The following is a 21,789-nucleotide window of genomic DNA, read 5'->3' as shown; positions in this document are numbered from 1 at the left end:
CCCGCGCGCGGACACAGACCTCCCGATAGGATCGTGCTGAACCCCGGGGCACGAACGCGGCTCACTGCGGCGGCGTGCGACCGGGCCGACTCGACCCGAAGGAGTGAGCCGTGGCGAATCCGGTCATGAACTCTCAGAACTTCCAGCAGCAGATGCAGGGCGGCGGACAGGCGCAGCCCGGTTGGTACCAGGGCGGGCAGCAGTCCGCGCAGTCCCCGTACGGCCAGCAGCAGAGCCCGTACGGCCAGGCCCAGGCGTTCGGCGCCGGCCAGGCGGCCCAGCAGTACGCGCACCAGCAGTCCATGGAGGACGCCTTCCGCGCGCCCTCCGCCGGCCCGGAGCAGACCGGCCGGATGACCTTCAACGACGTCGTCGGCAAGACCGGCCTGATGCTCGTGCTCGTCGTGGTGGCGGGCGCCGTGGGCTGGTTCTCGCCGGGCCTGATGATCATCGGCGCGATCGCCGGCCTCGTGCTGGGCCTGGTCAACGCGTTCAAGCGCGAGCCCTCGCCCGTGCTGATCATGGCCTACGCCGTGGCGCAGGGCCTGTTCCTGGGCGGCATCTCGGCGTTCTTCGAGGGCGCCTACCCGGGCATCGTGGTGCAGGCCGTGCTCGGCACCTTCTCCGTGTTCGCGGTGATGCTGGCGCTCTACACCTCGGGCAAGTTCCGCCCGACCCCGCGCATGACGAAGATCGTCATGGGCGCCATGATCGGCTACCTCGTCTTCATGCTCGTCAACCTGGTCCTCACCTGGACCGGCATCGGCAACATGCGTGAGGGCGGCCTGGGCCTGATCATCGGCGCGATCGCCGTGCTGCTCGCCGCGTACTCGCTGACCATGGACTTCGAGATGGCCGCCGTGGGCGTGAAGAACGGCGCCCCGCAGAAGTACTCCTGGTCCGTGGCCTTCGGCCTGACCGTGACCCTGATCTGGCTGTACATCGAGATCCTGCGCATCGTCGCCATCCTGCGCGGCAACGACTGACCGGCGCCCCGTCCCCGCACGGAGACCCGCACCGCCGCCCCGGTCCTGCACAGGGCCGGGGCGGTCTGCGTCCGCGAGGGCGTAGATTGAGGGGGTCCCTCGCCGCCACCCAGGAGGTCCCGTGACCGAGACCAGCGACCTGCCCGCCTTCGGGGCCCCGGACGCCACCGGCACCCAGCACCGCCTGCACCGCGGGTCCGCGGAGGCCGTCGTCGTCGGCCTGGCCGGTGCCCTGCGCAGGTACCGCGTGTCCGGCGTGGACCTGACCGAGCCGTACGGCCCGGACGTGGTCCCGCCCGCCGCCAACGGCATCCAGATGAGCCCGTGGCCGAACCGCGTCGCCGGCGCCCGCTGGATCCTGGACGGCGTCGAGCAGCGCCTGGACGTCACCGAGCCCGCGCGCGGCCACGCCAGCCACGGCCTGCTGCGCAACACCCACTTCGTCACCGAGACGTTCTCCGCCCACGCGGTGACCCTGCGCGGTGAGATCCACCCCCAGCACGGCTGGCCCTTCCGGCTCACCCACCGCGTCACCTACGAGCTCGAGGCGGACGGCGGCCTCACCGTCACCGCCGAGGTGCAGAACCACACGGACGCCACCGTGCCCGTGGCGGTCGGCGCCCACCCGTTCCTGCGGATCGGGGACGTCCCGACGGCGGAGCTGAGCCTGCGCGTGCCCGCGGACGCCTGGATCCGCACGGGGGAGGACCTCATCCCCGTGGAGACCCTGCCGGTGGACGGCACGGACCTGGACTTCCGCCGCGGCCGGGCCGTGGGCGAGGCCGCCCTGGATGTGTGCCTCACCGGCCTGACCCCGGACGCCGACGGCCGGCACCGCCAGACCCTGCTCGCCGCGGACGGCCGCGCCGTGACCCTGTGGTCCGACCACGCGTTCGCCTACACCCACGTCTTCGTCACGGACCGGCTGCCCGGCCGTGACACGGCGCTCGCGGTGGAGCCGCTCACCGCTCCCGCGGACGCCCTGAATTCGGAGGAGGGCCTGCACCGGCTCGCCCCGCACGCCCGCTGGAGCGCCCAGTGGGGCCTGACCCCCCATGTCCCCGACCACCCACACGAGGAGGATCGCGCGTGAGCTCGACCCTGGCGGCCCAGACCAAGATCGACAAGGACGTGCCCTACGGGCTGACGGTGGCCGCGGCCTGGTCCTGGCGGCTGGTGGCCGTCGTCATCGGCATCGGCGTCGTGGTGTACCTGCTGGGCTTCGTGAGCCTCGTGGTGATCCCGATCCTCGTGGCCGCGCTGCTGGCCACCCTGCTGGCCCCGGTGTTCCAGGCGATGCGGCGCATCGGGGTGCCGGGCGTCGCGGCCGCCCTGCTGTGCGTGCTGCTGCTGGTCGTCGTCGTGGTGGGCCTCATGGGGCTCGCCGGTCAGCAGATCGTGCAGGGCTTCGCCGAACTGGGCGACCAGCTGGGCCAGGCCGTCGACGACGCGATCGCCTGGCTGGCCGGCGTGGGCGTGGAGATCCCCCGTTCCGGTGCCGGGCTGGAGGGCCTGTGGCAGACGCTGCGGGACAACTCCGCCACGGTCATGAACAGCGCCGTCTCGTTCGGCTCCACGGCCGTCAACATCGGTGCGGGCCTGTTCATCGCCCTGTTCTCCCTGATCTTCTTCCTCTACGACGGCGACCGCATCTGGCGCTTCCTGCTGATCTTCGTGCCGAAGGCGCACCGGGCCACCGTGGGCCGCGCGGGCCGCTCGGGCTGGCAGTCGCTCGGCTCCTACGTGCGGGTCCAGATCTTCGTGGCGTTCATCGACGCCGTCGGCATCGGCATCGGCGCCCTGATCCTGGGCGTGCCGCTGGCCATCCCGTTGGCCGTGCTCGTGTTCCTGGCCTCGTTCATCCCGATGATCGGCGCCACCCTGACCGGCGCGATGGCGGTGCTCCTGGCGCTGATGTCCAACGGCCTGGTCAACGCGCTGCTCATGCTGGGCGTGGTGCTGCTCGTGCAGCAGATCGAGTCGAACGTCCTGCAGCCGCTCGTGATGGGCAAGGCCGTCGCGCTGCATCCGCTGGCCGTGTTCCTGGCCGTCGCCGCCGGCTCCACCGTCCTCGGTCTGGCGGGCGCCGTGTTCGCCGTCCCGGTGCTGGCCTTCGTGAACAGCTTCGTCCGCGCCCTCACCGCCGACACCCCCGAGGAGCTCACGGAGCGGACGGACCACGCCCTCGAACCGGGCGGCGCGGAGGACGAGGCGGCCGGCTCCCACCGGTACCGCCCCTCGGCGCACGACGACGCCGCTCTCGCCTCCGAGGCCGACGCGGGCACCCGGCACGGGGACGACGCCTGATGGGCGCGACGCAGGCCACGGACACCCCGGACCGGGCCGTCCCGACGCCGTCGCCCCGGTGGGTGCGGCCTGCCAGCGGCCCGCCGGCCCCGGCGGCGCTGCCCGTCACGCTCGAGGAGATCGAGCGGGCGCGCGAGACGCTGCGCGGGATCGCCGAGCTCTCCCCGCTGCAGCACTCCCGGGCGCTCTCCCGGGCCGTGGGCACGGACGTGCACCTGAAGTGCGAGAACCTGCAGCGGGCCGGCTCGTTCAAGGTCCGCGGCGCCTACGTGCGGATGGCGCAGCTGAGCGAGGAGGAGCGCGGCCGCGGCGTCGTGGCCGCCTCGGCTGGCAACCACGCCCAGGGCGTCGCCCTCGCGGCCGCCAAGCTCGGCATCCGCGCCCGCATCTTCATGCCGCACGGCGTGGCCCTGCCCAAGCTGCAGGCCACCCGGGACCACGGCGCCGAGGTCGTCCTGCACGGCTCCACCGTGGACGAGTCCCTCGCCGAGGCGCAGCGGTGGGCCACGGAGACCGATGCCGTATTCATCCCGCCGTTCGACGACCCGGCCGTCATCGCGGGCCAGGGCACCGTCGGCCTCGAGATCCTCGACGTGCTGCCGGACGTGGACACCGTGATCATGGGCATCGGCGGCGGGGGGCTCATCGCCGGCACGGCCGTGGCCCTCAAGGAGGCCGCCCGGCGTCGTGGGCGCACGGTGCGCGTCATCGGCGTGCAGGCGGCCACCGCCGCCGCGTTCCCCGGCTCCCTCGAGGAGGGCCGCGTCCAGGTGCTGGAGAGCGTGTCCACCATCGCGGACGGCATCGCCGTCGGCAAGCCCGGGGCCCTGCCGCTGCGGATCGCCGCCGAGCTGGTGGACGCCGTCGTGACCGTCACGGACGACGAGATCGCCGCGGCCCTCGTCCACCTCCTCGAGCGCTCCAAGCTCGTGGTGGAGCCGGCGGGCGCCGTCGGGGTGGCCGCCCTGCTGGCGGGCCGCACGGCGGACCTGGGCTTCGAGCTCGGCACCACCGCCGTGATCCTCTCCGGCGGGAACATCGATCCGATGCTCATGCTGAAGTCCATCCAGGCCGGACTGTCGGCGGCGGGGCGCTACATGACCGTGCGCATCCCGCTGCGGGACCGCCCGGGCGAGCTGGCCACGATCTCACGGATCATCGCGGACACGGACGCCAACGTGGTGCGCGTGGACCACACCCGCGTCGGCCCGGAGCTGTCCATGGGCGGCGTGCACATCACGATCGACATGGAGACCCGCGGCGCCGAGCACTCCGCCCAGGTCCTGGAGGCGCTGCGCGCGGCCGGCTACAGCCCGGCCCCGCTGCCCTGACCGGGCCGGCTCAGGCCGCGGAGCCGGCGGCGGCCGCGGTGACGGTGCCGCAGGTCCCGCCCACCGCGCGGCGCACGGCCTGGACCAGGAGGTCCTCGCGCGTCAGCGCCTCGATGCGGCGGACCATCTCGCGGCGGTCGTAGCGCTCGTGGGCGCCCGGCAGCAGGCGTCGGGCCAGGTTGAGGTGCTGCAGCACGCCGAGCAGGAGCACGTCCTCGTCGGAGGGCTCGGCCTCGTCCAGGACCACGGCGGTCAGGTGCGCGAGCAGCTCGGCGCGTTCGGTGCCCCGGGGGACGTGCCGGGTGGCCAGGAAGGCCTTGCGCTCGGTGAGGCGGCCGGTCTCGGTCAGATGGGCGACGACGGCCTTGCGCAGATCCGGCTTGCCGGCCGCCACGGTGGACACGAGCGGTCGGCCGGCCAGGGCGTCGACCTGTGCGAGGGAGGAGTCCAGGACGGGGTCGCCGGTGGTGCCGGCCGCGGTCACGAGCACGCGGGCCCGGTCCACGGGGACGTCCTCGAGGGTCACGATCCCGGCGGAGCGGTGGTCGGCCAGCGCGGCGGCCGCAAGGGCCACGCGGTGGTGGGATTGGCTCTCGGAGAGCCCGTCCTCGCGGGTGAGCAGCAGGTGCGCCTTCTCGACGGTCAGCATGGGGCCAGAGTAGCAACGGGGGCGCGGTGGGACCCGGGACGGACGACGGCCGCGGCCCCTGGAGGGGACCGCGGCCGTCGTCGGAGCCGGGGTCGGTCAGCCGGAGTAGGGCTGGACGTCCTTGACCTCGACCTTGATGTCCTTGCCGTTCGGGGCGGTGTAGGAGACCTTGTCGCCCTTCTTGGCACCGTTGATGGCCTCGCCGAGCGGGGAGCGCTCGGAGTAGACCTCGAGCGACTCGTCGTCCGCGGCGATCTCGCGGTTGCCGAAGAGGAACGTCATCTCGTCGCCGGCGACGACGGCGGTCACCACGGTGCCCGGGTGCACGGCGCCGTCGTTCTCGGCGGCCTCGCCGACGCGGGCGGTCTCGAGCAGGTGCTTCAGCTCCGCGATGCGGCCCTCGTTCTTGGACTGCTCCTCGCGGGCGGCGTGGTAGCCGCCGTTCTCCTTGAGGTCGCCCTCATCGCGCGCGGCCTCGATGCGCTCGATGATCTCCTGGCGGCCGGGGCCGGAGATGTACTCGAGCTCCTTGGAGAGGCGGTCGTACGCCTCCTGGGTCAGCCACGGGGCGTCGGACTGGCTGGTGGTCATGCTCTGTTCCGCCTTTCTGTCTCGGGTGATGCGGAGTCCGGGGCGCGGCGCACCGCATCCGGTGCGCGATCCGCGTCCGGCGGACGCGCCCGCATGCGAAAGACCCCGCCGATCAGGAGGACGCGCGTGACCCGAGGGCTCCGTGCGACGCCTGCCTGACTCACCGGCGGGGCGGGAATGCTCCGACGAGTCTATCCGGGCGGCGTGCGTCACACCAAAGGCGGCCGCTACGCCGAGGGCGGAGCGGCCGGGAGGGCTCAGACCTTGCGGCAGGTCTCGACAACGCCGGAGTCGCCCCGCACCACGGTGCGCACGTCCACGGTGTAGCGCTGCTGCGCGTCCGAGGGGGAGTCCCGTCGGTCGGCCGGCAGGGTCTCCAGGCGGACGGTGCGGAAGCCGACGGGGGCGGCGTGGGAGTCGGTGACGAGCACATCGCACTCGGCCTGCACGCCCTCCGGGACCGAGGCCTGGAAGGTGACGGTCGCGTGGCCGTCGTCCTCGATGGTGAAGCCGACGTCCTTGTACTCGATGGCGCCCACGGACATGTTCAGGCCGATCCACACGGACAGCAGCACGGCCACGACCAGCCCGAGACCGCCGAGGCCCGCCCACAGCCGACGACGGCCCGGACGCGTGTGGTCCGTGCCGTACCGGTTGGCTAATGTGGGGTCCTGCGCGCGGACCGCGGGGGCGTGGTGAGACATCCCCTCCACCCTAGCCGCTGCCCGCCGCCGGAGGCCGATGACGACGTCGGCCTGGACCCCTCACGCCGCCGCCCCCGCGGCGGCCCTGCCATCCGGACAGGAGTGTGCGATCCCCGTGACCGATCAGACCCCCCAGGCCCAGCCCGCCGCAGGCACCGCCCTGCCGCCCTCCACCGGGCTGCGTCTCATGGCGGTGCACGCCCACCCGGACGACGAGTCCTCGAAGGGGGCCGGCACGATGGCCGCCTACGCGGCGGCCGGGGCCGAGGTCATGGTCGTCACGTGCACCGGCGGCGAGGCCGGCACCCTGCTCAACCCGTCGTTCGGGGACACCACCCGGGCGGACCGGGACATCGCGGCCGTGCGCCGCGAGGAGATGGCCGAGGCCGCGCGCATCCTCGGCGTCCGGCACGCCTGGCTCGGCTTCCTCGACTCGGGCCTGCCCGAGGGGGATCCGCTGCCCGCCCTCCCGGCGAACTGCTTCGCCGAGGTCCCGCTCCAGGATGCGGCGACCCCGCTGATCTCGCTCGTGCGCCGGTTCCGCCCGCACGTGCTCATCTCCTACGACGAGGTCGGCGGCTACCCGCACCCGGACCACCTGCAGGCCCACGCCGTGACGATGGAGGCCTACCGGGCCGCCGGCCTCGCGGACGAGTACCCCGAGGCCGGGCCCGCGTGGGAGGTCTCGAAGGTCTACTACGACTGCGGGTTCAACCCGCGGAAGTTCCGCACGATGGCCGCGGTGGCCGAGGCCGACGGCGAGGACGTGCCGTTCGCCCGACGCCTGATGATGTTCGACGCGATGGACGCGATGCGCGAGGTGCTGCGCCGCCGTGAAGCCGGGGAGGACGTGCCCGACCCGGAGGTCATCCCGCCGTGGGTCACCGCGGACCACGACGTCACCACCCAGGTGGACGTCACCGGCTTCCTCGACGAGCGCGACGCCGCCCTGCGGGCGCACCGCACGCAGATCGACCCCGACGGCATGTTCTTCGACGCCCCCCACGACCTGCAGCGGCGCGCCTGGCCGTGGGAGGATTTCGCGCTGATCGACTCGCGCGTGCCCTCCGAGCTGCCGGAGCACGACCTCTTCGCCGGCCTGCGCTGAGCCGCCCCGGCTCGGGCCGTGCAGCCGGGGCCGGTAGAGTGGGGCGGCGTGACACCCCTGTCTGGCCTTCCCCTCGTCCTCACCGCGCTCGCGGCCGCGAGCCCCGCGCCGGTGCCCGCCGTCCCGGAGCCGACGCTGCGCCCCGGGCTCGAGGAGGCGGAGGTCACCCCCGGCATCGAGGGGTTCCTGTTCACCGCGCTCATGGTGGTCATGGCGATCATCGTCCTCCGCGTCATGGTCCGCTCGGTGCGCCGCGTCCAGCAGCGGTCCCCGGAGGCCGAGGCCATGCTCGTGGAGCGCCATCAGCAGCACCTGCCGGACGAGGTCCGCGCGGGCGGCGAGCACCTGGACGCGGACTCCGAGGACCGGCTGCGCCGCCTGCAGGAGAAGTACCCCGGCTACCTCCAGGAGCCGGCCCCGGAGCCCCAGGCCCCGGACACCGGACGCGACTGACCGTCGTCGGGCCCGTGCACGCCCGAGATTCGGCGCCGGAGACTCCACGCCCGAACCCTTGAGGCCCGCAGACGCGCCGCTACGGCATGGACGTAGCGGCGCGTCTGCGGGCCTCGGCGCTGCCCGGCGGGGCGCAGACCCCCGTCCCTGCCGCGCTCAGGCGACGAGGAGCACCGCCCGGTAGATGGCGACGGCGTGGCACACGAAGCCGGCCACCGTGAAGGCGTGGAACAGCTCGTGGAAGCCGAACCACTCGCGGTGGATCGTGGGGGCCTGCAGCGCGTAGCAGACCGCGCCCGTGATGTACGCGATGCCGCCGGCCACGATCAGCCACCCCGCCGCCGCATCCGCGGCGAAGAAGTCGCCCAGGTACAGCAGCGCCGCCAGCCCGAGCACCACGTACACCGGCGTGTAGAGCCAGCGCGGCGCGTCCGTCCACAGCACCCGGAACGCGACGCCGGCCACGGCCCCCACCCACACCAGGGTGAGCAGCACACGCGCCCGGTCCGGAGGCAGCAGGGCCAGGGAGAGCGGCGTGTAGGTGCCGGCGATGACCAGCATGATGTTCGTGTGGTCCAGCCGCTTGAGGACACGGGAGACCACCTCGTTCCACTGCACCAGGTGGTACGTCGCCGAGACCGCGAACAGCAGCAGGCCCGTCACGGCGTAGACCGCGCTGGCCCACCGCAGCGTCGCGGTCGGCGCGAGCACGATGAGCACGATGCCGGCCGCGAGCGTCAGGGGCGCCATGGCCGCGTGGATCCAGCCGCGCAGTCGGGGCTTGTACAGCGGATGGTCGGGGTCGCGGATGCGCTCGATGCGCCAGCGCAGGCGACGGGCGGCGTCGGTCTCGCGGAGGGGTGTCACAGGGTCCATGCCTCCATTGTCGTCGGTCGACCCGGGGCCGGGGCACGGGATGGTCGCTGTGTGCCGCGCGCGTATCCTGGAGGCTCGCAGGACCGTCCGAGAGGGGAGCGCGCCGTGGGTCGACCCGAGGCCTTCTACCGCCTGTACGAGCGGCGGCTGACGCGCGGCCTGGACCCGGAGCGGCTGCCCCGGCACATCGGCGTGCTGGTGGACGGCAACCGTCGCTGGGCCCGCGCGTTCGGAGCGTCCACGCAGCAGGGCCACCAGGCCGGCGCCGAGCGCATCCTCGACTTCATCGGCTGGTGCGACGAGGCCGGGATCCCCGTGGTCACGCTCTACATGCTCTCCACCGAGAACCTGCGGCGCCCGGCGGAGGAGCTCGCCCCGCTCCTGGAGATCATCCAGACGACGGCGGAGCGCCTCGCCCAGCCGGCCGAGGGCCGCGCCCCCGTCTGCGTGCAGCCGGTCGGCGCGGTGGACCTGCTCCCCGAGCCCATGGCGCGACGGCTCGCCGAGGTGGCCGAACAGACCAAGGACCACGACGGCGTGCACGTGAACGTGGCCGTGGGCTACGGGGGCCGCCAGGAGATCCTCGACGCCGTGCGCGAGCTGCTGCGGGACGAGCACGCCCTGGGCCACAGCGCGGCGGAGGTGGCCGAGTCCGTCACCGTCGAGCAGATCGCGGACCGGCTCTACACGCGCGGCCAGCCGGACCCGGACCTGGTCATCCGCACGTCCGGGGAGCAGCGGCTCTCCGGGTTCCTGCTCTGGCAGTCCGCGTACTCGGAGTTCTACTTCTGCGAGGCCATGTGGCCCGCGTTCCGCAAGGTCGACTTCCTGCGTGCCCTGCGCGACTACGGCAGCCGTCAGCGCCGGTTCGGCACCTGACGGTCGGCGCGGCCCCACCACAGGCCCAGCAGCACCCCGACGACGGCCCCGGCCAGGTGGCCGGTCCACGAGATGCCGGGTGCCGGCAGCAGGCCGATCAGGCTCGAGCCCAGGTGCGTGAGCGCGACGAGCACGGAGACGACGACCGCCCCGATCCGTCGCACCGCGATCCCGTAGACGATCAGGAACGCGATCAGCGCGTACACGATCCCGGAGGCGCCGATGTGCACGCCCGGGGTGCCGATCACCCAGGTCAGCAGGCCCGAGCCCAGCCAGGCGCAGACGAGCAGGGCCACCGGTCGGCGCGAGACCAGGGCGGCCAGCGGACCGAGGACGAGCAGCGCCGTCGTGTTGCCGATCAGGTGGGCCCAGCCGGCGTGCAGCACGGGGGAGAACAGGACCCCGTCGAGACCGTCGAGGCGTCGGGGGATCAGGCCCACGCCGGGGATGATCACCCGGCCGAGGAAGATCAGCACGACCTGCGCGACCCACATGGCCGCGATCAGCACGGCGGTGGGCGCGACGGCGCCCAGCAGGCGGCCGCCGGCGCGCTCGGCCAGGGTCGGGGCGGGGGCCGGGCCGCCCGGCCGATCGGGCAGGCCGGGGGACGGGCGGTGCATGCTCATGGGCCCTCCTGGGGACGGGGAGCGGGCGGCCGTCGGGACGTCGGCGGCGCGTCTCCAGTGTAGGGAGCGCGGGACGTCGGGGCCGTGGCGGGGCTCGGACGGACCGTCACCGCGACTTCATCCCGGGTTCACCGTGCCGGGACCCGGCGGACGACGCCGCTTCCTAGCGTGGCCCGTGGGCGGACCCCCGCACGCACGGTTCACCGGCACAGGAGGCAGACATGGTGGCAGAGCTCGTGGAGCACGCGCAGACCCGGCAGGAGCCGCCGAGGCCGAACCGGCCGGGCCAGGCGCGTGCCGAGGCGGGGCCGGCGGAGGCGACCGGCCTGCGGACCTACGTGGTGGACACGTCCGTGCTGCTCTCGGACCCGCGCGCCCTGCTGCACTTCGCCGAGCACGAGGTGGTCCTGCCGCTCGTGGTGGTCTCGGAGCTCGAGGCCAAGCGCGCCGACCCCGACCTCGGCTACTACGCGCGCACGGCCCTGCGCCTGCTCGACGACCTGCGCGGCCGCCACGGCGCGCTGGACCAGCCCGTGCCGATCACCCCCGAGGGCGGCACGCTGCGGATCGAACTGAACCACGTGTCCGTGGACGTGCTGCCCCTGGGCATCCGCGGCACGGACAACGACTCCCGCATCCTCGCCGTCGCGAAGGCGCTCGCGGACGAGGGCGCCACGGTCACGGTCGTGTCCAAGGACCTGCCGATGCGCGTGAAGGCGGCGGCCATGGGCCTCGCCGCGGACGAGTACCGCCACGAGCTCGTGCGTGACTCGGGCTGGCGCGGCACCGTCTCCCTCAGCGTGGCGCAGGAGCGGCTGGACGCCCTCTACGACGACGGCGAGGTCGACCTGGCCGGCGTCCCGCTGGGGACCCTGACCGGCACGGGCGTCGAGACCGGGCCGGAGGAGGCCCCGGCCGAGGCGGACCGCCTGCCGATCAACACGGGGCTGGTGCTCACCGCGCCCCGGGGCTCCGCTCTGGCCCGGGTCGGCGAGGGCGGCCGAGCCTGCCTGGTGCGCGGGGACCGCGACGTGTTCGGCCTGCACGGCCGCTCCGCCGAGCAGCGGCTGGCCATCGAGCTGCTGACGGATCCGAGCGTGGGCATCGTCTCCCTCGGCGGCCGCGCGGGCACCGGCAAGTCCGCGCTGGCGCTGTGCGCGGGCCTCGACGCCGTGATGGAGCGCCGCGAGCACCGCAGGGTGGTCGTGTTCCGCCCGCTGTACGCCGTCGGCGGCCAGGACCTGGGCTACCTGCCCGGCTCCGAGGGCGACAAGATGGGCCCGTGGGCGCAGGCCGTGTTCGACACCCTGGGCGCGCTCGTCTCCCCGTCCGTGGTGGACGAGGTGGTGGACCGCGGGATGCTGGAGATCCTGCCGCTGACGCACATCCGCGGCCGCTCGCTGCACGATGCGTGGGTGATCGTGGACGAGGCGCAGTCGCTCGAGCGGAACGTGCTGCTCACGGTGCTGAGCCGGATGGGCCGCAACTCGAAGGTGGTGCTGACCCACGACGTCGCCCAGCGGGACAACCTGCGCGTGGGCCGGCACGACGGCATCGCGGCCGTGGTGGAGCGCCTCAAGGGCCACCCGCTGTTCGGGCACGTGACGCTGACCCGTTCCGAGCGCTCGCCGATCGCCGCGCTGGTCACGGACCTGCTGGAGGAGGGCCGAGCCTGAGCCGGGCATGAAAAAGGGGCCGCTGCCGAAGCAGCGGCCCCCGGCGGGGGTGCTCGGCCCCGCGGAGGGGGGATGGGGGACCGAGGAAGCCCGCCACCATGGCCCCTTTGAAACGGGATTGAGGCCATGGGGTCTGTGTGAGCCCCGTACGTCCATCAGACGGCCGGAAGCTCGTGACTTCAGAGTAGACCCGTGCGGGGGGGTCGTCGCAATGGGCGGCTCCGGTTGCGCTGTGGGCAGAACACCGGGTGGCCGGACCGTGAACGCGAGGTGGCCGGATCGCCCTGTGGACGGCGACCCGGCGTGTGCGCCGTCCGGCCTAGGCTGGGCGCATGAGCGGGGTGGGATGGGCGTGGGCGCACGGTGCGCCGGCGACGGCGGTGCTGTGGTCCCTGGGACTGGTGTGGTTCGCGGTGTGCACGGGCGTGCTCGTGCGCACGGACCTGCGCGAGCACCGGCTGCCGAACCGATGGACGCTGCGGCTGGCGCTGGGCGGGTTGACGATGATGACCGGGGGAGCGCTGCTGGCGGGCCGGGGTGACCTGGCCCTCTGCAGCCTGCTGGGCGGTCTCGGCTACACCGTGGCCATGCTCGCGCTGCACGTGCTCAGCCGCGGCGGCCTCGGGATGGGCGACGTGAAGCTGGCCGGCGGGCTGGGCGTGTACACGGGGGCGCTCGGCCCGACGGCGGTGCTCGCCGCCGGGGTGGGCGCGATCCTGCTCGGCGGAGTGGTGGCGGGGCTGCTGGTGCTCGCGGGTCGGGCGACGGGGCAGACGGCGCTGCCGTTCGGACCGGCGATGGTGGCGGCGGCCACCGGAGTGCTGGTGCTGGCGTGAACGTCGGACGGCCGCCCTCCGCACGGGAGGACGGCCGCTCGTCGTCGTGGTCCGGGAGGCGGCGTCGCGCCGCTCACCGAATCCGCAGGATCACTCCGGGTGGGTCATGGACATGGTGTCCAGGGCCTTGTCCAGCTGCTCCTCGGTGACCTCGCCGCGCTCGACGTAGCCGAGGTCCACGACGGCCTCGCGCACGGTCATCTTGTTCGCGACGGCGTGCTTGGCGATCTTGGCGGCGGCCTCGTAGCCGATCACCTTGTTCAGCGGGGTCACGATGGACGGCGAGGCACCGGCGAGGAAGGCGCAGCGCTCCTCGTTGGCCTCGATGCCGTCGATCATCTTGTCCGCCATGACGCGCGTCGTGTTGGCCAGCAGGCGGATCGACTCGAGCAGGTTGGCGGCCATCACCGGGATGCCCACGTTGAGCTCGAACGCGCCGTTGGTGGAGGACAGGGCGACGGTGGTGTCGTTGCCGATCACCTGGGCGCACACCATGATCGCGGCCTCGCAGATCACGGGGTTGACCTTGCCCGGCATGATCGAGGAGCCCGGCTGCAGGTCCGGGAGGGCGATCTCGCCGAGGCCGGTGTTCGGGCCGGAGCCCATCCACCGCAGGTCGTTGTTGATCTTCATGATCGAGTACGCGATGTTCCGCAGCTGACCGGAGGCCTCCACGAGGCCGTCACGGTTGGCCTGGGCCTCGAAGTGGTTGCGGGCCTCGGTCAGCGGCAGGCGGGTCTCCTCGGCGAGCAGCTCGATCACGCGGGCGGAGAAGCCCTGGGGCGTGTTGATGCCGGTGCCCACGGCGGTGCCGCCGAGCGGGACCTCGGCCACGCGGGGCAGCGCGCACTGGATGCGCTCGATGCCGTAGCGGACCTGCGCGGCGTAGCCGCCGAACTCCTGGCCCAGGGTCACCGGGGTGGCGTCCATGAGGTGGGTGCGGCCGGACTTCACGATGCCGGCGAAGTCCTCCGCCTTCTTCTCGAGGGAGACGGCCAGATGGTCCAGCGCCGGGACGAGGTCGTTCACGAGGGCGGCGGTGACGGCCACGTGCACGGAGGTCGGGAACACGTCGTTCGAGGACTGGGAGGCGTTGACGTGGTCGTTGGGGTGCACCTCGTCCTCGGAGCCGGCCTCCTTCAGGGCGCGGGTGGCGAGGGTGGCGAGCACCTCGTTGGTGTTCATGTTCGAGGAGGTGCCGGAGCCGGTCTGGAACACGTCGATCGGGAACTGGTCGTCGTGGTCGCCGGCGATGACCTGGTCCGCGGCGGCGACGATGGCGTCCGCGCGCTCCTGCGAGATGATGCCCAGCTCGGCGTTCGCCTTGGCCGCGGCCTTCTTGACCTGCGCGAGGGCGTGGATGTGGGCGGGCTCGAGGCCCTTGCCGGAGATCGGGAAGTTCTCCACGGCGCGCTGGGTCTGCGCACGGTAGAGGGCGTCCACCGGCACCTTCACCTCGCCCATGGTGTCGTGCTCGATGCGGAACTGCTGATCGGTGTTCTCTGCGGTCATGGTCACATCCTAGGACGGCGCGGGCGCCCGGTGCCGCACCGGACGCCCGACGTCGTCAGACCGCCAGGTCGCCGTGCACGCGGCCCGGTCGCGCGGTGCCCTCGGACAGCGAGTAGGTGAGCCCGACGACGGCGGTGCGCCCCGACTCGACGGCCGCGCGGACGGACTGCGAGGTCTCCAAGAGGTGGTCGCAGGTCTGGTCCACGTGCTCGGCCACGAACTCGTCGACCTCCTCCAGACCGCGGCGGCGCCCCGCCAGCACGGACGGGATGATGCGCTCCACGAGGGGGCGCACGAAGCCGCGCGGCATGGTGCCGGAGATGTAGGACTCGACCGTCGCCGTGACGGCGCCGCACGAATTGTGGCCCAGGACGATGACGAGCGGGATCTCCAGCACGTCCACGCCGTACTCGATGGAGCCCAGCACGGCGTCGTCGATCACGTGGCCGGCCGTGCGCACCACGAACACGTCGCCGAGGCCCAGGTCGAAGATGATCTCGGCCGCCAGGCGCGAGTCGGCGCAGCCGAAGATCACGGCGACCGGGGCCTGACCGGCGGTCAGGTCGCTGCGCCGCTCCGCGTTCTGGTTCGGGTGGCTCGGCTCGCCCGCCACGAAGCGGCGGTTGCCCTCGGCGAGGACCTCCCACGCCTCAGCAGGAGTGAGGCCGGAGGTGGGGACGACGACGTCGGGGGTCGGCGTCGTCTCGGGGCGGGTGTGGGGGGTCATCGGGTCTCCTTCGCGACGCCGTGGGCCAGGTCTTCGAGGACGGCGTGGTCGCCGGTGGTGGTCAGCACCACGGTGCTGCCGTCCACCTCCGCCACGAGCCGTCGCTCCGGCTTCGTCGGATCGGCGTGGAGGTCCCACGCGATCCCGTCGATCTCGATCGTCTCCGACGTCGGGACCTGGTCCACCCGCAGGCTCACCCAGGTGGGGTCGACGTCCTCGGCCTGCTGCAGGCCCGCGAACACCGTGTCCGTGACCACCCAGCCGACGTCCCACGTGGAGACGCCGTCCAGCTTCTGCAGGCGGGCGTAGTTGGCATACCAGGACTCCGGCACCTCGGGCGCCAGGGCCGGCAGGTCGCCGTCGTCGTGGGGGACCGTGGCGGCCTCGGCGGCGACGTCGACGCGGTCCTCACGGGGCCGCTGCGGCGGCTCCGGGTTGAGCAGGAGGACCACGGCCACGATCGCCAGCAGAGCCGCCAGGGAGAGCACCATGGCCATCCACGGCTGCCGGGCCCGCTGCGCCTGCGTGGCGGTCAGGACGGGACGGGGGGCGGGGGCGTGGGGGTCGGCGGAGCTCACGGTCAGCATTGTGCCACCCACGGGAGGCCGCCCCCGTAGGATGAGGACCGGGGCAGAGCCGCCCTCACGCCCCGTCTCGTGCGGACGGAGCGCCGCGAGCAAGGATCGGAGCAGCGATGACCAGCGCGTCCTCGGAGAAGACCGGCTACGAGAATCACGTCCCGGACCGCAACCTGGCCATGGAGTTGGTGCGGGTGACCGAGGCGGCGGCCATCGCCGCGAGCCCCTGGGTGGGCTACGGGGACAAGAACAAGGCGGACGGCGCCGCGGTGGACGCGATGCGCGCGTTCATGGACACCGTGGCCATGGACGGCACCGTGGTGATCGGCGAGGGCGAGAAGGACGAGGCCCCCATGCTGTTCAACGGCGAGCAGGTCGGCGACGGCTCCGGCGCCGCCGTGGACGTGGCCGTGGACCCGATCGACGGCACCCGCCTGACCGCCATGGGCTACAACAACGCGCTCTCCGTCTTCGCGGTGGCCGAGCGCGGCACCATGTTCGACCCGTCGGCCGTGTTCTACATGGACAAGCTCGTGGTGGGCCCCGAGGCCGCCGACTTCGTGGACATGCGCCTGCCGGTGAAGCAGAACGTGAACCTCGTGGCCAAGGCCCTGGACAAGCCCGTTTCCCAGGTGACCGTGTGCGTGCTGGACCGCCCCCGCCACGAGGGCCTGGTCAAGGAGATCCGCCAGGCCGGCGCCCGCGTGAAGTTCATCCTGGACGGCGACGTCGCCGGCGCCATCGCCGCCGCCCGCCCGGGCACCGGCGTGGACATGATGATGGGCATCGGCGGCACCCCGGAGGGCATCGTCACCGCGTGCGCGATCAAGGCCACCGGCGGCATCATCCAGGGCCGCCTGGCCCCCACCGACGACGCCGAGAAGCAGAAGGCCCTCGACGCCGGCCTCGACCTCGACGCGGTGCTGACCACGAACGAGCTGGTCACCTCCGACCACTGCTACTTCGCGGCCACCGGCATCACCGACGGCGACCTGCTGCGCGGTGTGCGCTTCGCCGACGGCCGCGTGCACACGCAGTCCATCGTGATGCGCTCGTCGTCCGGCACGGTCCGCACCGTGGACGCCGAGCACGACGTGAAGAAGTGGTCCAAGTGGCTGGGGGACCGCGACGCCCGCTGAGCCCGCGGGCCGGTCTGCCGGGCTCAGCCCCGCGGCAGGCCGGCCACGTGCACCGTCGCCGGGGCGCCGGCCGCGGCGCGGACGGCCAGCGGGCCGGACGCCGTCTCCGCGGCGGGCAGGAACACGGCCTCGCCCGGGCCCAGCTCGATCTCCTGGCCTGCCAGGGCCAGGCTCGCCGTGCCGCGGGTGACCACCGCGATCCCGGGCCCGTGCACGTCGAGTCCGTGGACGGCGTCGTCCTCGAGCGTGGCCTGGAGCAGCTCGAACTCCTCGAACGGCGGGCGGAAGGCCACCACGGAGTCGGCCACGCGCTCGGGCTCGGTGGAGGGCACCGGCAGCGCCTCGAAGGTGACCACGCGGCGCAGCTCGGGCACGTCCACGTGCTTCGTGGTGAGTCCGCCGCGCAGCACGTTGTCCGAGGCCGCCATGACCTCCACGCCCAGCCCGTGCAGGTACGCGTGCACGTTGCCGGCGGGCAGATGGATGGCCTGACCCGGGGCCAGGTCCACGCGGTTGAGCAGGATGGCCACCACCACGCCGGGGTCGTCCGGGTGGTGCTGGGCGACCTCGAGGGCCGTGGCCAGCGAGGGGTCGCGCTCGGCCAGGTCCGGCGCAGCCCGCAGCACGTCCACGACCTGCGCGACGGCGCCGGGGGCGCCCCACACGGAGTCGGGGTCGAGGATCGAGGTGAACGCGTCCTCGAGGTCCCCGGCGGCGAGGGCCTGGCTGATCCGGGCGGCGGCGACGGCGACGGCGGACGTGTCCCCGTCCGCCCGCTCCGTGAGGGCGCGGGCCAGGGCCTCGAAGCTGTCCGAGGAGACCTCGGGGGAGCGGAAGCCGCACATCGCCGCGAAGGGGGTCAGCGCGAGCAGCATCTCCGGCTTGTGGTTCGCGTCCATGTAGTTGCGCTCCGGGGCGTCGACCGGCACGCCGGCGGCCTCCTCCGCGGCGAAGCCCGCGCGGGCCTGCTCCAGGGTGGGGTGCGCCTGGATGGACAGCGGGGCGCCCGCGGCGAGCAGCTTCATCAGGAAGGGCAGTCGGCCCTCCGGCGCGGCGGGCCCGAGACAGCGCTCCGGGTCCGCGGCCACCACCTCGTCCAGGCCGACGTGGGCGCCGTCCGCCACGACGGCGACGCACGGGGCGCCCGGATGGTCGCCCAGCCACAGCTCGGCCTCGGGGCGGCCGGTGGGCTCGCGTCCCTGCAGGTCGGCGAGGAGCGTGGGGGAGCCCCAGGCGTAGTCACGGATCACGGGCTTCAGGACGTGCATGCGCCCAGCCTAGATCAGCCCGTCGGCCCGCGCGTCGCGCCTCACGGGGCGGGGACGCACAGCCCGTTCGTCGAGGACGCGTGGTTCAGCACGTCCTCCTGGCCCAGGTCCTCGGCCATCATCAGGTCCTCGGCGGTGAAGGGCTTGCCGTCGGAGCGGGTCGGCGGGGCCGGCCACGTGGCCGGGTCATCCTCGTCGACGTCGGGGGTCTGCGTCTCCTGCGCGACGACGGCCAGCGCGGTGAGCAGCGGCGTCGCCGTGACGCCGGTCGGGTCCGACCCGGCGGTTGCGGACTCGTCGGCCAGCATCTCGTCCACGCGGCGGTGGACGAGGTCGTAGTCGGGGTAGGTGGTGAAGTGGGTGCCCGTGTCGCCGAAGTCGGGCGGGCCGATGGTCAGCCGCCGCATCTTCTGGCCGCGCGAGCGCTCGGCGAGGTCCGCGAACGTGCCGAGCTGGGACTGCGGCAGGTCGGTGGTCACGATCTGCTCGCCCGCCGCGAGGATCCCCTCGAAGCGGGTGAGCACGGTGGCGGGGCTGAACTGCTCCAGCATCGCCGCCTGCATGCACTGCTGCCGGCGGATGCGGGCATAGTCGGTGGACCAGTGCCGGGAGCGGGCGAAGGCGAGCGCGTCGTCGCCGTTGAAGTGGTGGGTGCCCGGCTCCCACCAGATGTTGCCCCAGGCGCCGTCGGGCCGGACGCCGCGGTGCACCACGTAGCCGCCGCTGACGACGTCCACCCCGCCCATGGCGTCGATCAGCTGGGCGAAGCCGCCCATGTCCATGAGGGCGTAGCCGGAGACGTCCAGGCCGAGGATGCCGCCGGCGGCGTCCTTCATGGCCTCGGCGCCGGGGTGTTCGGCGTCCGGGTAGAGGTCTGCGTGATGCTCCTCCACGTCCGTGTAGAGGGCGTTGAGGATGCACTCGTCGCCGCAGTCGAAGCCGTTCGGGTACACGTCCCACAGTGGGGAGCCCTCGACGAACGGCGCGTTCTGGAGGTTGCGGGGCAGGGAGAACATCACGATGGCGCCGGTGCGGGCGTCCACGGAGACCACGTGCATGGAGTCCGGGCGCAGCCCCTGGCGGCCCTCGCCGGCGTCCGCGCCCAGGACCAGGATGTTGTAGCGGCCCTCGGCCTCCGGGACGGCCGGCCCCTCCTGGAAGACCTCGCCGAGCGCCCCGCGGCTCGTGTTCGCCGCCCAGCCGCCGTAGAGCAGGGCGCCGCTGGTGAGCACGAGCGCGAGCGCGGTGACCGCCGCCGTGATCTTCCGCGCGCCGGGGGCGAGCAGGTGCGGCCGGATCAGCCGGAACGTGTCCACCCACAGCACCGCCCAGCCCACCGCCAGCGCCGCCAGGACCACCGCCAGCCCGAGCAGCACGCCGTCCCGGGCCATGAGCGAGATCAGGCTCGCGCGGGAGACCAGCCACCACAGCAGCCCGAGGATCAGCACGGCCCACACGGTGACGGTGACCCGCAGCGCCACGCGGCCGAGCCGGCGGCTGCCGGCGACGAGCTGGGCGCCGCCGGGGACCAGCAGGGTCAGGGCGGTGAGGATCAGCGCCCGGCGGGTGCGCTCGGTGGGGGAGGCGACGCGTGGATCTCGGAGCGGGTCGGGCTGCGCGTGACCGGCGGGCACGGATCCGGTGGCGGACGACATCAGCGGTCGGCGGCCATCCGCTCGCGCAGGCGGGCCCCCTTGGCCCGGGCCTGGGCGTTGAGCTCGTCGGCGTGCTCGGCGAGGGCGGCGCGCAGGCGGTCGCCCTCCGCGGTGTCGGCCGAGGCGAGGATGCGGGCGGCCAGCAGGCCGGCGTTGCGGGCGCCGTCGATGGAGACGGTGGCCACCGGCACACCGGCGGGCATCTGGACGATCGAGAGCAGGGAGTCCATCCCGTCCAGGCTCTTGAGCTTCACGGGTACGCCGATCACGGGCAGGGGGGTGACGGCGGCGAGCATCCCGGGCAGGTGGGCCGCGCCGCCCGCGCCGGCCACGATCACGCGGATGCCGCGCTCGTGCGCGCGGGCGCCGAACTCCACCATCTCGTGGGGCATGCGGTGCGCGGAGACCACGCCGACCTCGACGGGCACGTCGAGCTCGCGCAGGGCCTCGGCGGCCGCGCTCATCACGGGCCAGTCGGAGTCGGAGCCCATCACGACGGAGACGACCGGGGCGTCGTCCTGCAGGGGCTGGGCGGGGGTCTGGGGCGTGGCGGTCATGGGCGGGCCTCCGTCTCGGTGCCGGTGGTGGGGGCGTCGTCGCGCAGGAGTGCGGCGGCGGACTCGGCGGTCCGCACGGCCTCCTCGAGGCTGAGGCCGTGGTCCGCGACGACGTTGACGTGACCGACCTTGCGGCCCGGGCGCACGTCCTTGCCGTAGAGGTGGACCTTGGCCTGCGGGTGGGCGGCGAGGGCCGCGACGCTGCCGGCGTGCAGGTCCTCGCGGGCGCCGCCGAGGACGTTCTTCATCACGACGCCGGCCCCGCGGGGGGTCGTCTCGCCCAGCGGCAGGTCGAGCACGGCGCGGACGTGCTGCTCGAACTGGCCGGTGACGGCGCCGTCCATGGACCAGTGGCCGGAGTTGTGGGGGCGCATGGCCAGCTCGTTCACCTGGAAGCCCGGGCCGACCCCCGGCGTCTCGAACAGCTCGACCGCGAGCATGCCGGTGACGTCCAGCTCCTCGGCGAGGCGGACGGCCGCGGCGGTCGCGGCCGCGGCGACGGCCGGGTCGAGGTCCTGGGCCGGGGCGACCACGAGGTCGCACACGCCGGCCACCTGGACCGAGTCGACGACGGGGTAGACGGCCACCTCACCGGAGGGGGTGCGCGCCACCTGCGCGGAGAGCTCACGGGAGAAGGGGACGAGGGCCTCGGCCAGCAGCGGGGCGATGCCGGCGCCGAGCCACGCGGCCAGGGTGCCGTCCGCGGCGGAGGTGCGGGCGTCGTCGGCGTCGTCGAGCTTGAGCACGCCCTTGCCGTCGTAGCCGCCTCGGGCGGTCTTGAGGATCATGGGCCAGCCGTGCTCGTCGCCGAAGGCGAGGACGGCCTCGAGGTCGTCGACCGGCGCCCACGCCGGGTTCGGCAGGCCCAGCCGCTCGACGGCGGCGCGCATGACCAGCTTGTCCTGCGCGTGCTGCAGCGCCTCGGGGCCGGGGCGCACGGCGACGCCGGCCTCCTGCAGGGCCCGCAGGTGCTCGGTGGGCACGTGCTCGTGGTCGAAGGTCACCACGTCCACCGTGGCCGCGAACGCCCTCAGGTCCGCGAGGTCCGCGTGGTCGCCGACCACGTGGGGGGCGACCTGGGCCGCTGACGCGTCCGGGGCCTCCGCGAGCACGCGGAAGGGCACGCCGAGCTCCGCGGCCGCGCCCGCCATCATGCGGGCCAGCTGCCCGCCACCGATCACACCGAGTCGAGGGGAAGTCACCCGCACAGGGTAGTCGGACCGGCTGAGAACTCCGTCACGGAGGGGCGGCCGACGCCGGATCCGAGGAGGTCGCGCGCCGGGGGCGCGGCTACAGTGTTCCCCAGCCCTGCGCGGGTCCGGCCCGCGTGC

At 73.7% G+C, this 21,789-nt stretch carries 22 protein-coding genes; 10 read left to right on the top strand and 12 right to left on the bottom strand.

The annotated features are described in order from the left end of the window. Window positions 1-110 precede the first annotated feature (110 nt). The 4 genes from ABIB16_RS05870 to ilvA all read left to right on the top strand — a co-directional run bounded on the left by ABIB16_RS05870 (window position 111) and on the right by ilvA (window position 4,624). A complete protein-coding gene (locus ABIB16_RS05870) occupies window positions 111-986 on the top strand; it encodes a Bax inhibitor-1/YccA family protein (RefSeq protein WP_036384970.1) in 876 nt (291 codons plus the stop codon). Window positions 987-1,107: 121 nt separating this feature from the next. Further along, window positions 1,108-2,079 carry an aldose 1-epimerase family protein gene (locus tag ABIB16_RS05865; RefSeq protein ID WP_141843351.1) on the top strand — a complete coding sequence of 324 codons (972 nt, stop codon included), beginning with the start codon at window positions 1,108-1,110 and terminating at the stop codon, window positions 2,077-2,079. Next, entirely contained in the window at window positions 2,076-3,293 is a 1,218-nt protein-coding gene (locus tag ABIB16_RS05860; protein WP_141843353.1) for an AI-2E family transporter, read from the top strand. The genes ABIB16_RS05865 and ABIB16_RS05860 overlap by 4 nt, the downstream gene beginning before the upstream one ends. After that, window positions 3,293-4,624 carry a threonine ammonia-lyase gene (gene ilvA, locus ABIB16_RS05855; RefSeq protein WP_141843355.1) on the top strand — a complete coding sequence of 444 codons (1,332 nt, stop codon included), beginning with the start codon at window positions 3,293-3,295 and terminating at the stop codon, window positions 4,622-4,624. Before ABIB16_RS05860 ends, ilvA begins: the two co-directional genes overlap by 1 nt. A gap of 10 nt (window positions 4,625-4,634) precedes the next feature. Here the strand turns inward: ilvA and ABIB16_RS05850 are convergent, their stop codons facing one another. From ABIB16_RS05850 to ABIB16_RS05840, 3 genes are all read right to left on the bottom strand, one after another. Then, window positions 4,635-5,273 (bottom strand): GPP34 family phosphoprotein, encoded by a 639-nt coding sequence (locus tag ABIB16_RS05850; protein WP_141843357.1) that lies wholly within the window; start codon window positions 5,271-5,273, stop codon window positions 4,635-4,637. Window positions 5,274-5,369: 96 nt separating this feature from the next. Further along, a complete protein-coding gene (greA, locus tag ABIB16_RS05845; protein ID WP_060973861.1) occupies window positions 5,370-5,864 on the bottom strand; it encodes a transcription elongation factor GreA in 495 nt (164 codons plus the stop codon). A 257-nt stretch (window positions 5,865-6,121) separates the two neighbouring features. Further along, the gene (locus tag ABIB16_RS05840) at window positions 6,122-6,568 is read right to left on the bottom strand and encodes a DUF4307 domain-containing protein (protein WP_002856530.1); all 447 of its coding nucleotides are present in this window, start codon (window positions 6,566-6,568) and stop codon (window positions 6,122-6,124) included. A gap of 115 nt (window positions 6,569-6,683) precedes the next feature. Here ABIB16_RS05840 and mca point away from each other — a divergent pair, with 115 nt between their 5' ends. Both mca and ABIB16_RS05830 read left to right on the top strand, forming a co-directional pair. Then, on the top strand, window positions 6,684-7,676 hold the full coding sequence (gene mca / locus ABIB16_RS05835) for a mycothiol conjugate amidase Mca (protein WP_141843359.1): 993 nt from the start codon (window positions 6,684-6,686) through the stop codon (window positions 7,674-7,676). A 48-nt stretch (window positions 7,677-7,724) separates the two neighbouring features. After that, on the top strand, window positions 7,725-8,129 hold the full coding sequence (locus tag ABIB16_RS05830; protein WP_036384966.1) for a hypothetical protein: 405 nt from the start codon (window positions 7,725-7,727) through the stop codon (window positions 8,127-8,129). A gap of 156 nt (window positions 8,130-8,285) precedes the next feature. Here ABIB16_RS05830 and trhA read toward each other — a convergent pair whose 3' ends face one another. Next, on the bottom strand, window positions 8,286-9,005 hold the full coding sequence (gene trhA / locus ABIB16_RS05825; RefSeq protein ID WP_134416316.1) for a PAQR family membrane homeostasis protein TrhA: 720 nt from the start codon (window positions 9,003-9,005) through the stop codon (window positions 8,286-8,288). A gap of 105 nt (window positions 9,006-9,110) precedes the next feature. Here trhA and ABIB16_RS05820 point away from each other — a divergent pair, with 105 nt between their 5' ends. Beyond that, window positions 9,111-9,884, top strand: a complete 774-nt coding sequence (locus ABIB16_RS05820) for an isoprenyl transferase (protein WP_036339992.1) — start codon at window positions 9,111-9,113, stop codon at window positions 9,882-9,884. On the opposite strand, the gene ABIB16_RS05815 is transcribed toward ABIB16_RS05820, so the two are convergent. Next, entirely contained in the window at window positions 9,863-10,510 is a 648-nt protein-coding gene (locus ABIB16_RS05815; protein ID WP_036384964.1) for a rhomboid family intramembrane serine protease, read from the bottom strand. The two genes, ABIB16_RS05820 and ABIB16_RS05815, sit on opposite strands and share 22 nt — an antisense overlap. A gap of 221 nt (window positions 10,511-10,731) precedes the next feature. Between ABIB16_RS05815 and phoH2 the strand changes: the two genes are divergently transcribed. Together phoH2 and ABIB16_RS05805 are read left to right on the top strand one after the other, a co-directional pair. Further along, window positions 10,732-12,186: an RNA 5'-3' helicase PhoH2 gene (phoH2, locus tag ABIB16_RS05810; protein ID WP_036384963.1), complete on the top strand. Its 1,455-nt coding sequence runs from the start codon at window positions 10,732-10,734 to the stop codon at window positions 12,184-12,186. A gap of 332 nt (window positions 12,187-12,518) precedes the next feature. Continuing rightward, window positions 12,519-13,022 (top strand): prepilin peptidase, encoded by a 504-nt coding sequence (locus ABIB16_RS05805; protein ID WP_036384962.1) that lies wholly within the window; start codon window positions 12,519-12,521, stop codon window positions 13,020-13,022. A 90-nt stretch (window positions 13,023-13,112) separates the two neighbouring features. Here ABIB16_RS05805 and ABIB16_RS05800 read toward each other — a convergent pair whose 3' ends face one another. The 3 genes from ABIB16_RS05800 to ABIB16_RS05790 are packed head-to-tail and all read right to left on the bottom strand — an operon-like array spanning window position 13,113 to window position 15,848. Continuing rightward, entirely contained in the window at window positions 13,113-14,534 is a 1,422-nt protein-coding gene (locus ABIB16_RS05800) for a class II fumarate hydratase (protein ID WP_141843363.1), read from the bottom strand. A 55-nt stretch (window positions 14,535-14,589) separates the two neighbouring features. After that, on the bottom strand, window positions 14,590-15,261 hold the full coding sequence (locus ABIB16_RS05795) for a carbonic anhydrase (RefSeq protein ID WP_036384960.1): 672 nt from the start codon (window positions 15,259-15,261) through the stop codon (window positions 14,590-14,592). After that, on the bottom strand, window positions 15,258-15,848 hold the full coding sequence (locus tag ABIB16_RS05790; RefSeq protein WP_036384959.1) for a DUF4245 domain-containing protein: 591 nt from the start codon (window positions 15,846-15,848) through the stop codon (window positions 15,258-15,260). The genes ABIB16_RS05795 and ABIB16_RS05790 overlap by 4 nt, the downstream gene beginning before the upstream one ends. A gap of 107 nt (window positions 15,849-15,955) precedes the next feature. Between ABIB16_RS05790 and glpX the strand changes: the two genes are divergently transcribed. Further along, entirely contained in the window at window positions 15,956-16,978 is a 1,023-nt protein-coding gene (gene glpX, locus ABIB16_RS05785) for a class II fructose-bisphosphatase (protein WP_010079310.1), read from the top strand. A gap of 23 nt (window positions 16,979-17,001) precedes the next feature. Here the strand turns inward: glpX and manA are convergent, their stop codons facing one another. From manA to ABIB16_RS05765, 4 genes are read right to left on the bottom strand one after another with little or no spacing between them, the layout of a single operon-like run. Beyond that, window positions 17,002-18,246, bottom strand: a complete 1,245-nt coding sequence (gene manA, locus ABIB16_RS05780) for a mannose-6-phosphate isomerase, class I (RefSeq protein ID WP_036384958.1) — start codon at window positions 18,244-18,246, stop codon at window positions 17,002-17,004. A gap of 41 nt (window positions 18,247-18,287) precedes the next feature. After that, on the bottom strand, window positions 18,288-19,901 hold the full coding sequence (locus ABIB16_RS05775) for an LCP family protein (protein ID WP_354436107.1): 1,614 nt from the start codon (window positions 19,899-19,901) through the stop codon (window positions 18,288-18,290). Then, complete coding sequence (purE, locus tag ABIB16_RS05770) at window positions 19,901-20,458, bottom strand: 5-(carboxyamino)imidazole ribonucleotide mutase (RefSeq protein ID WP_002854497.1); 558 nt, start codon at window positions 20,456-20,458, stop codon at window positions 19,901-19,903. The genes ABIB16_RS05775 and purE overlap by 1 nt, the downstream gene beginning before the upstream one ends. After that, window positions 20,455-21,660, bottom strand: coding sequence for a 5-(carboxyamino)imidazole ribonucleotide synthase (locus ABIB16_RS05765; protein ID WP_144819623.1), 1,206 nt, complete (start codon window positions 21,658-21,660; stop codon window positions 20,455-20,457). Before ABIB16_RS05765 ends, purE begins: the two co-directional genes overlap by 4 nt. Between the last annotated feature and the right edge of the window lie 129 nt (window positions 21,661-21,789).

It is taken from the genome of Micrococcus sp. UYEF5, from assembly GCF_040546065.1.
Classification (GTDB): domain Bacteria; phylum Actinomycetota; class Actinomycetes; order Actinomycetales; family Micrococcaceae; genus Micrococcus; species Micrococcus luteus.
This window is presented reverse-complemented; position numbering and strand designations above follow the sequence as displayed.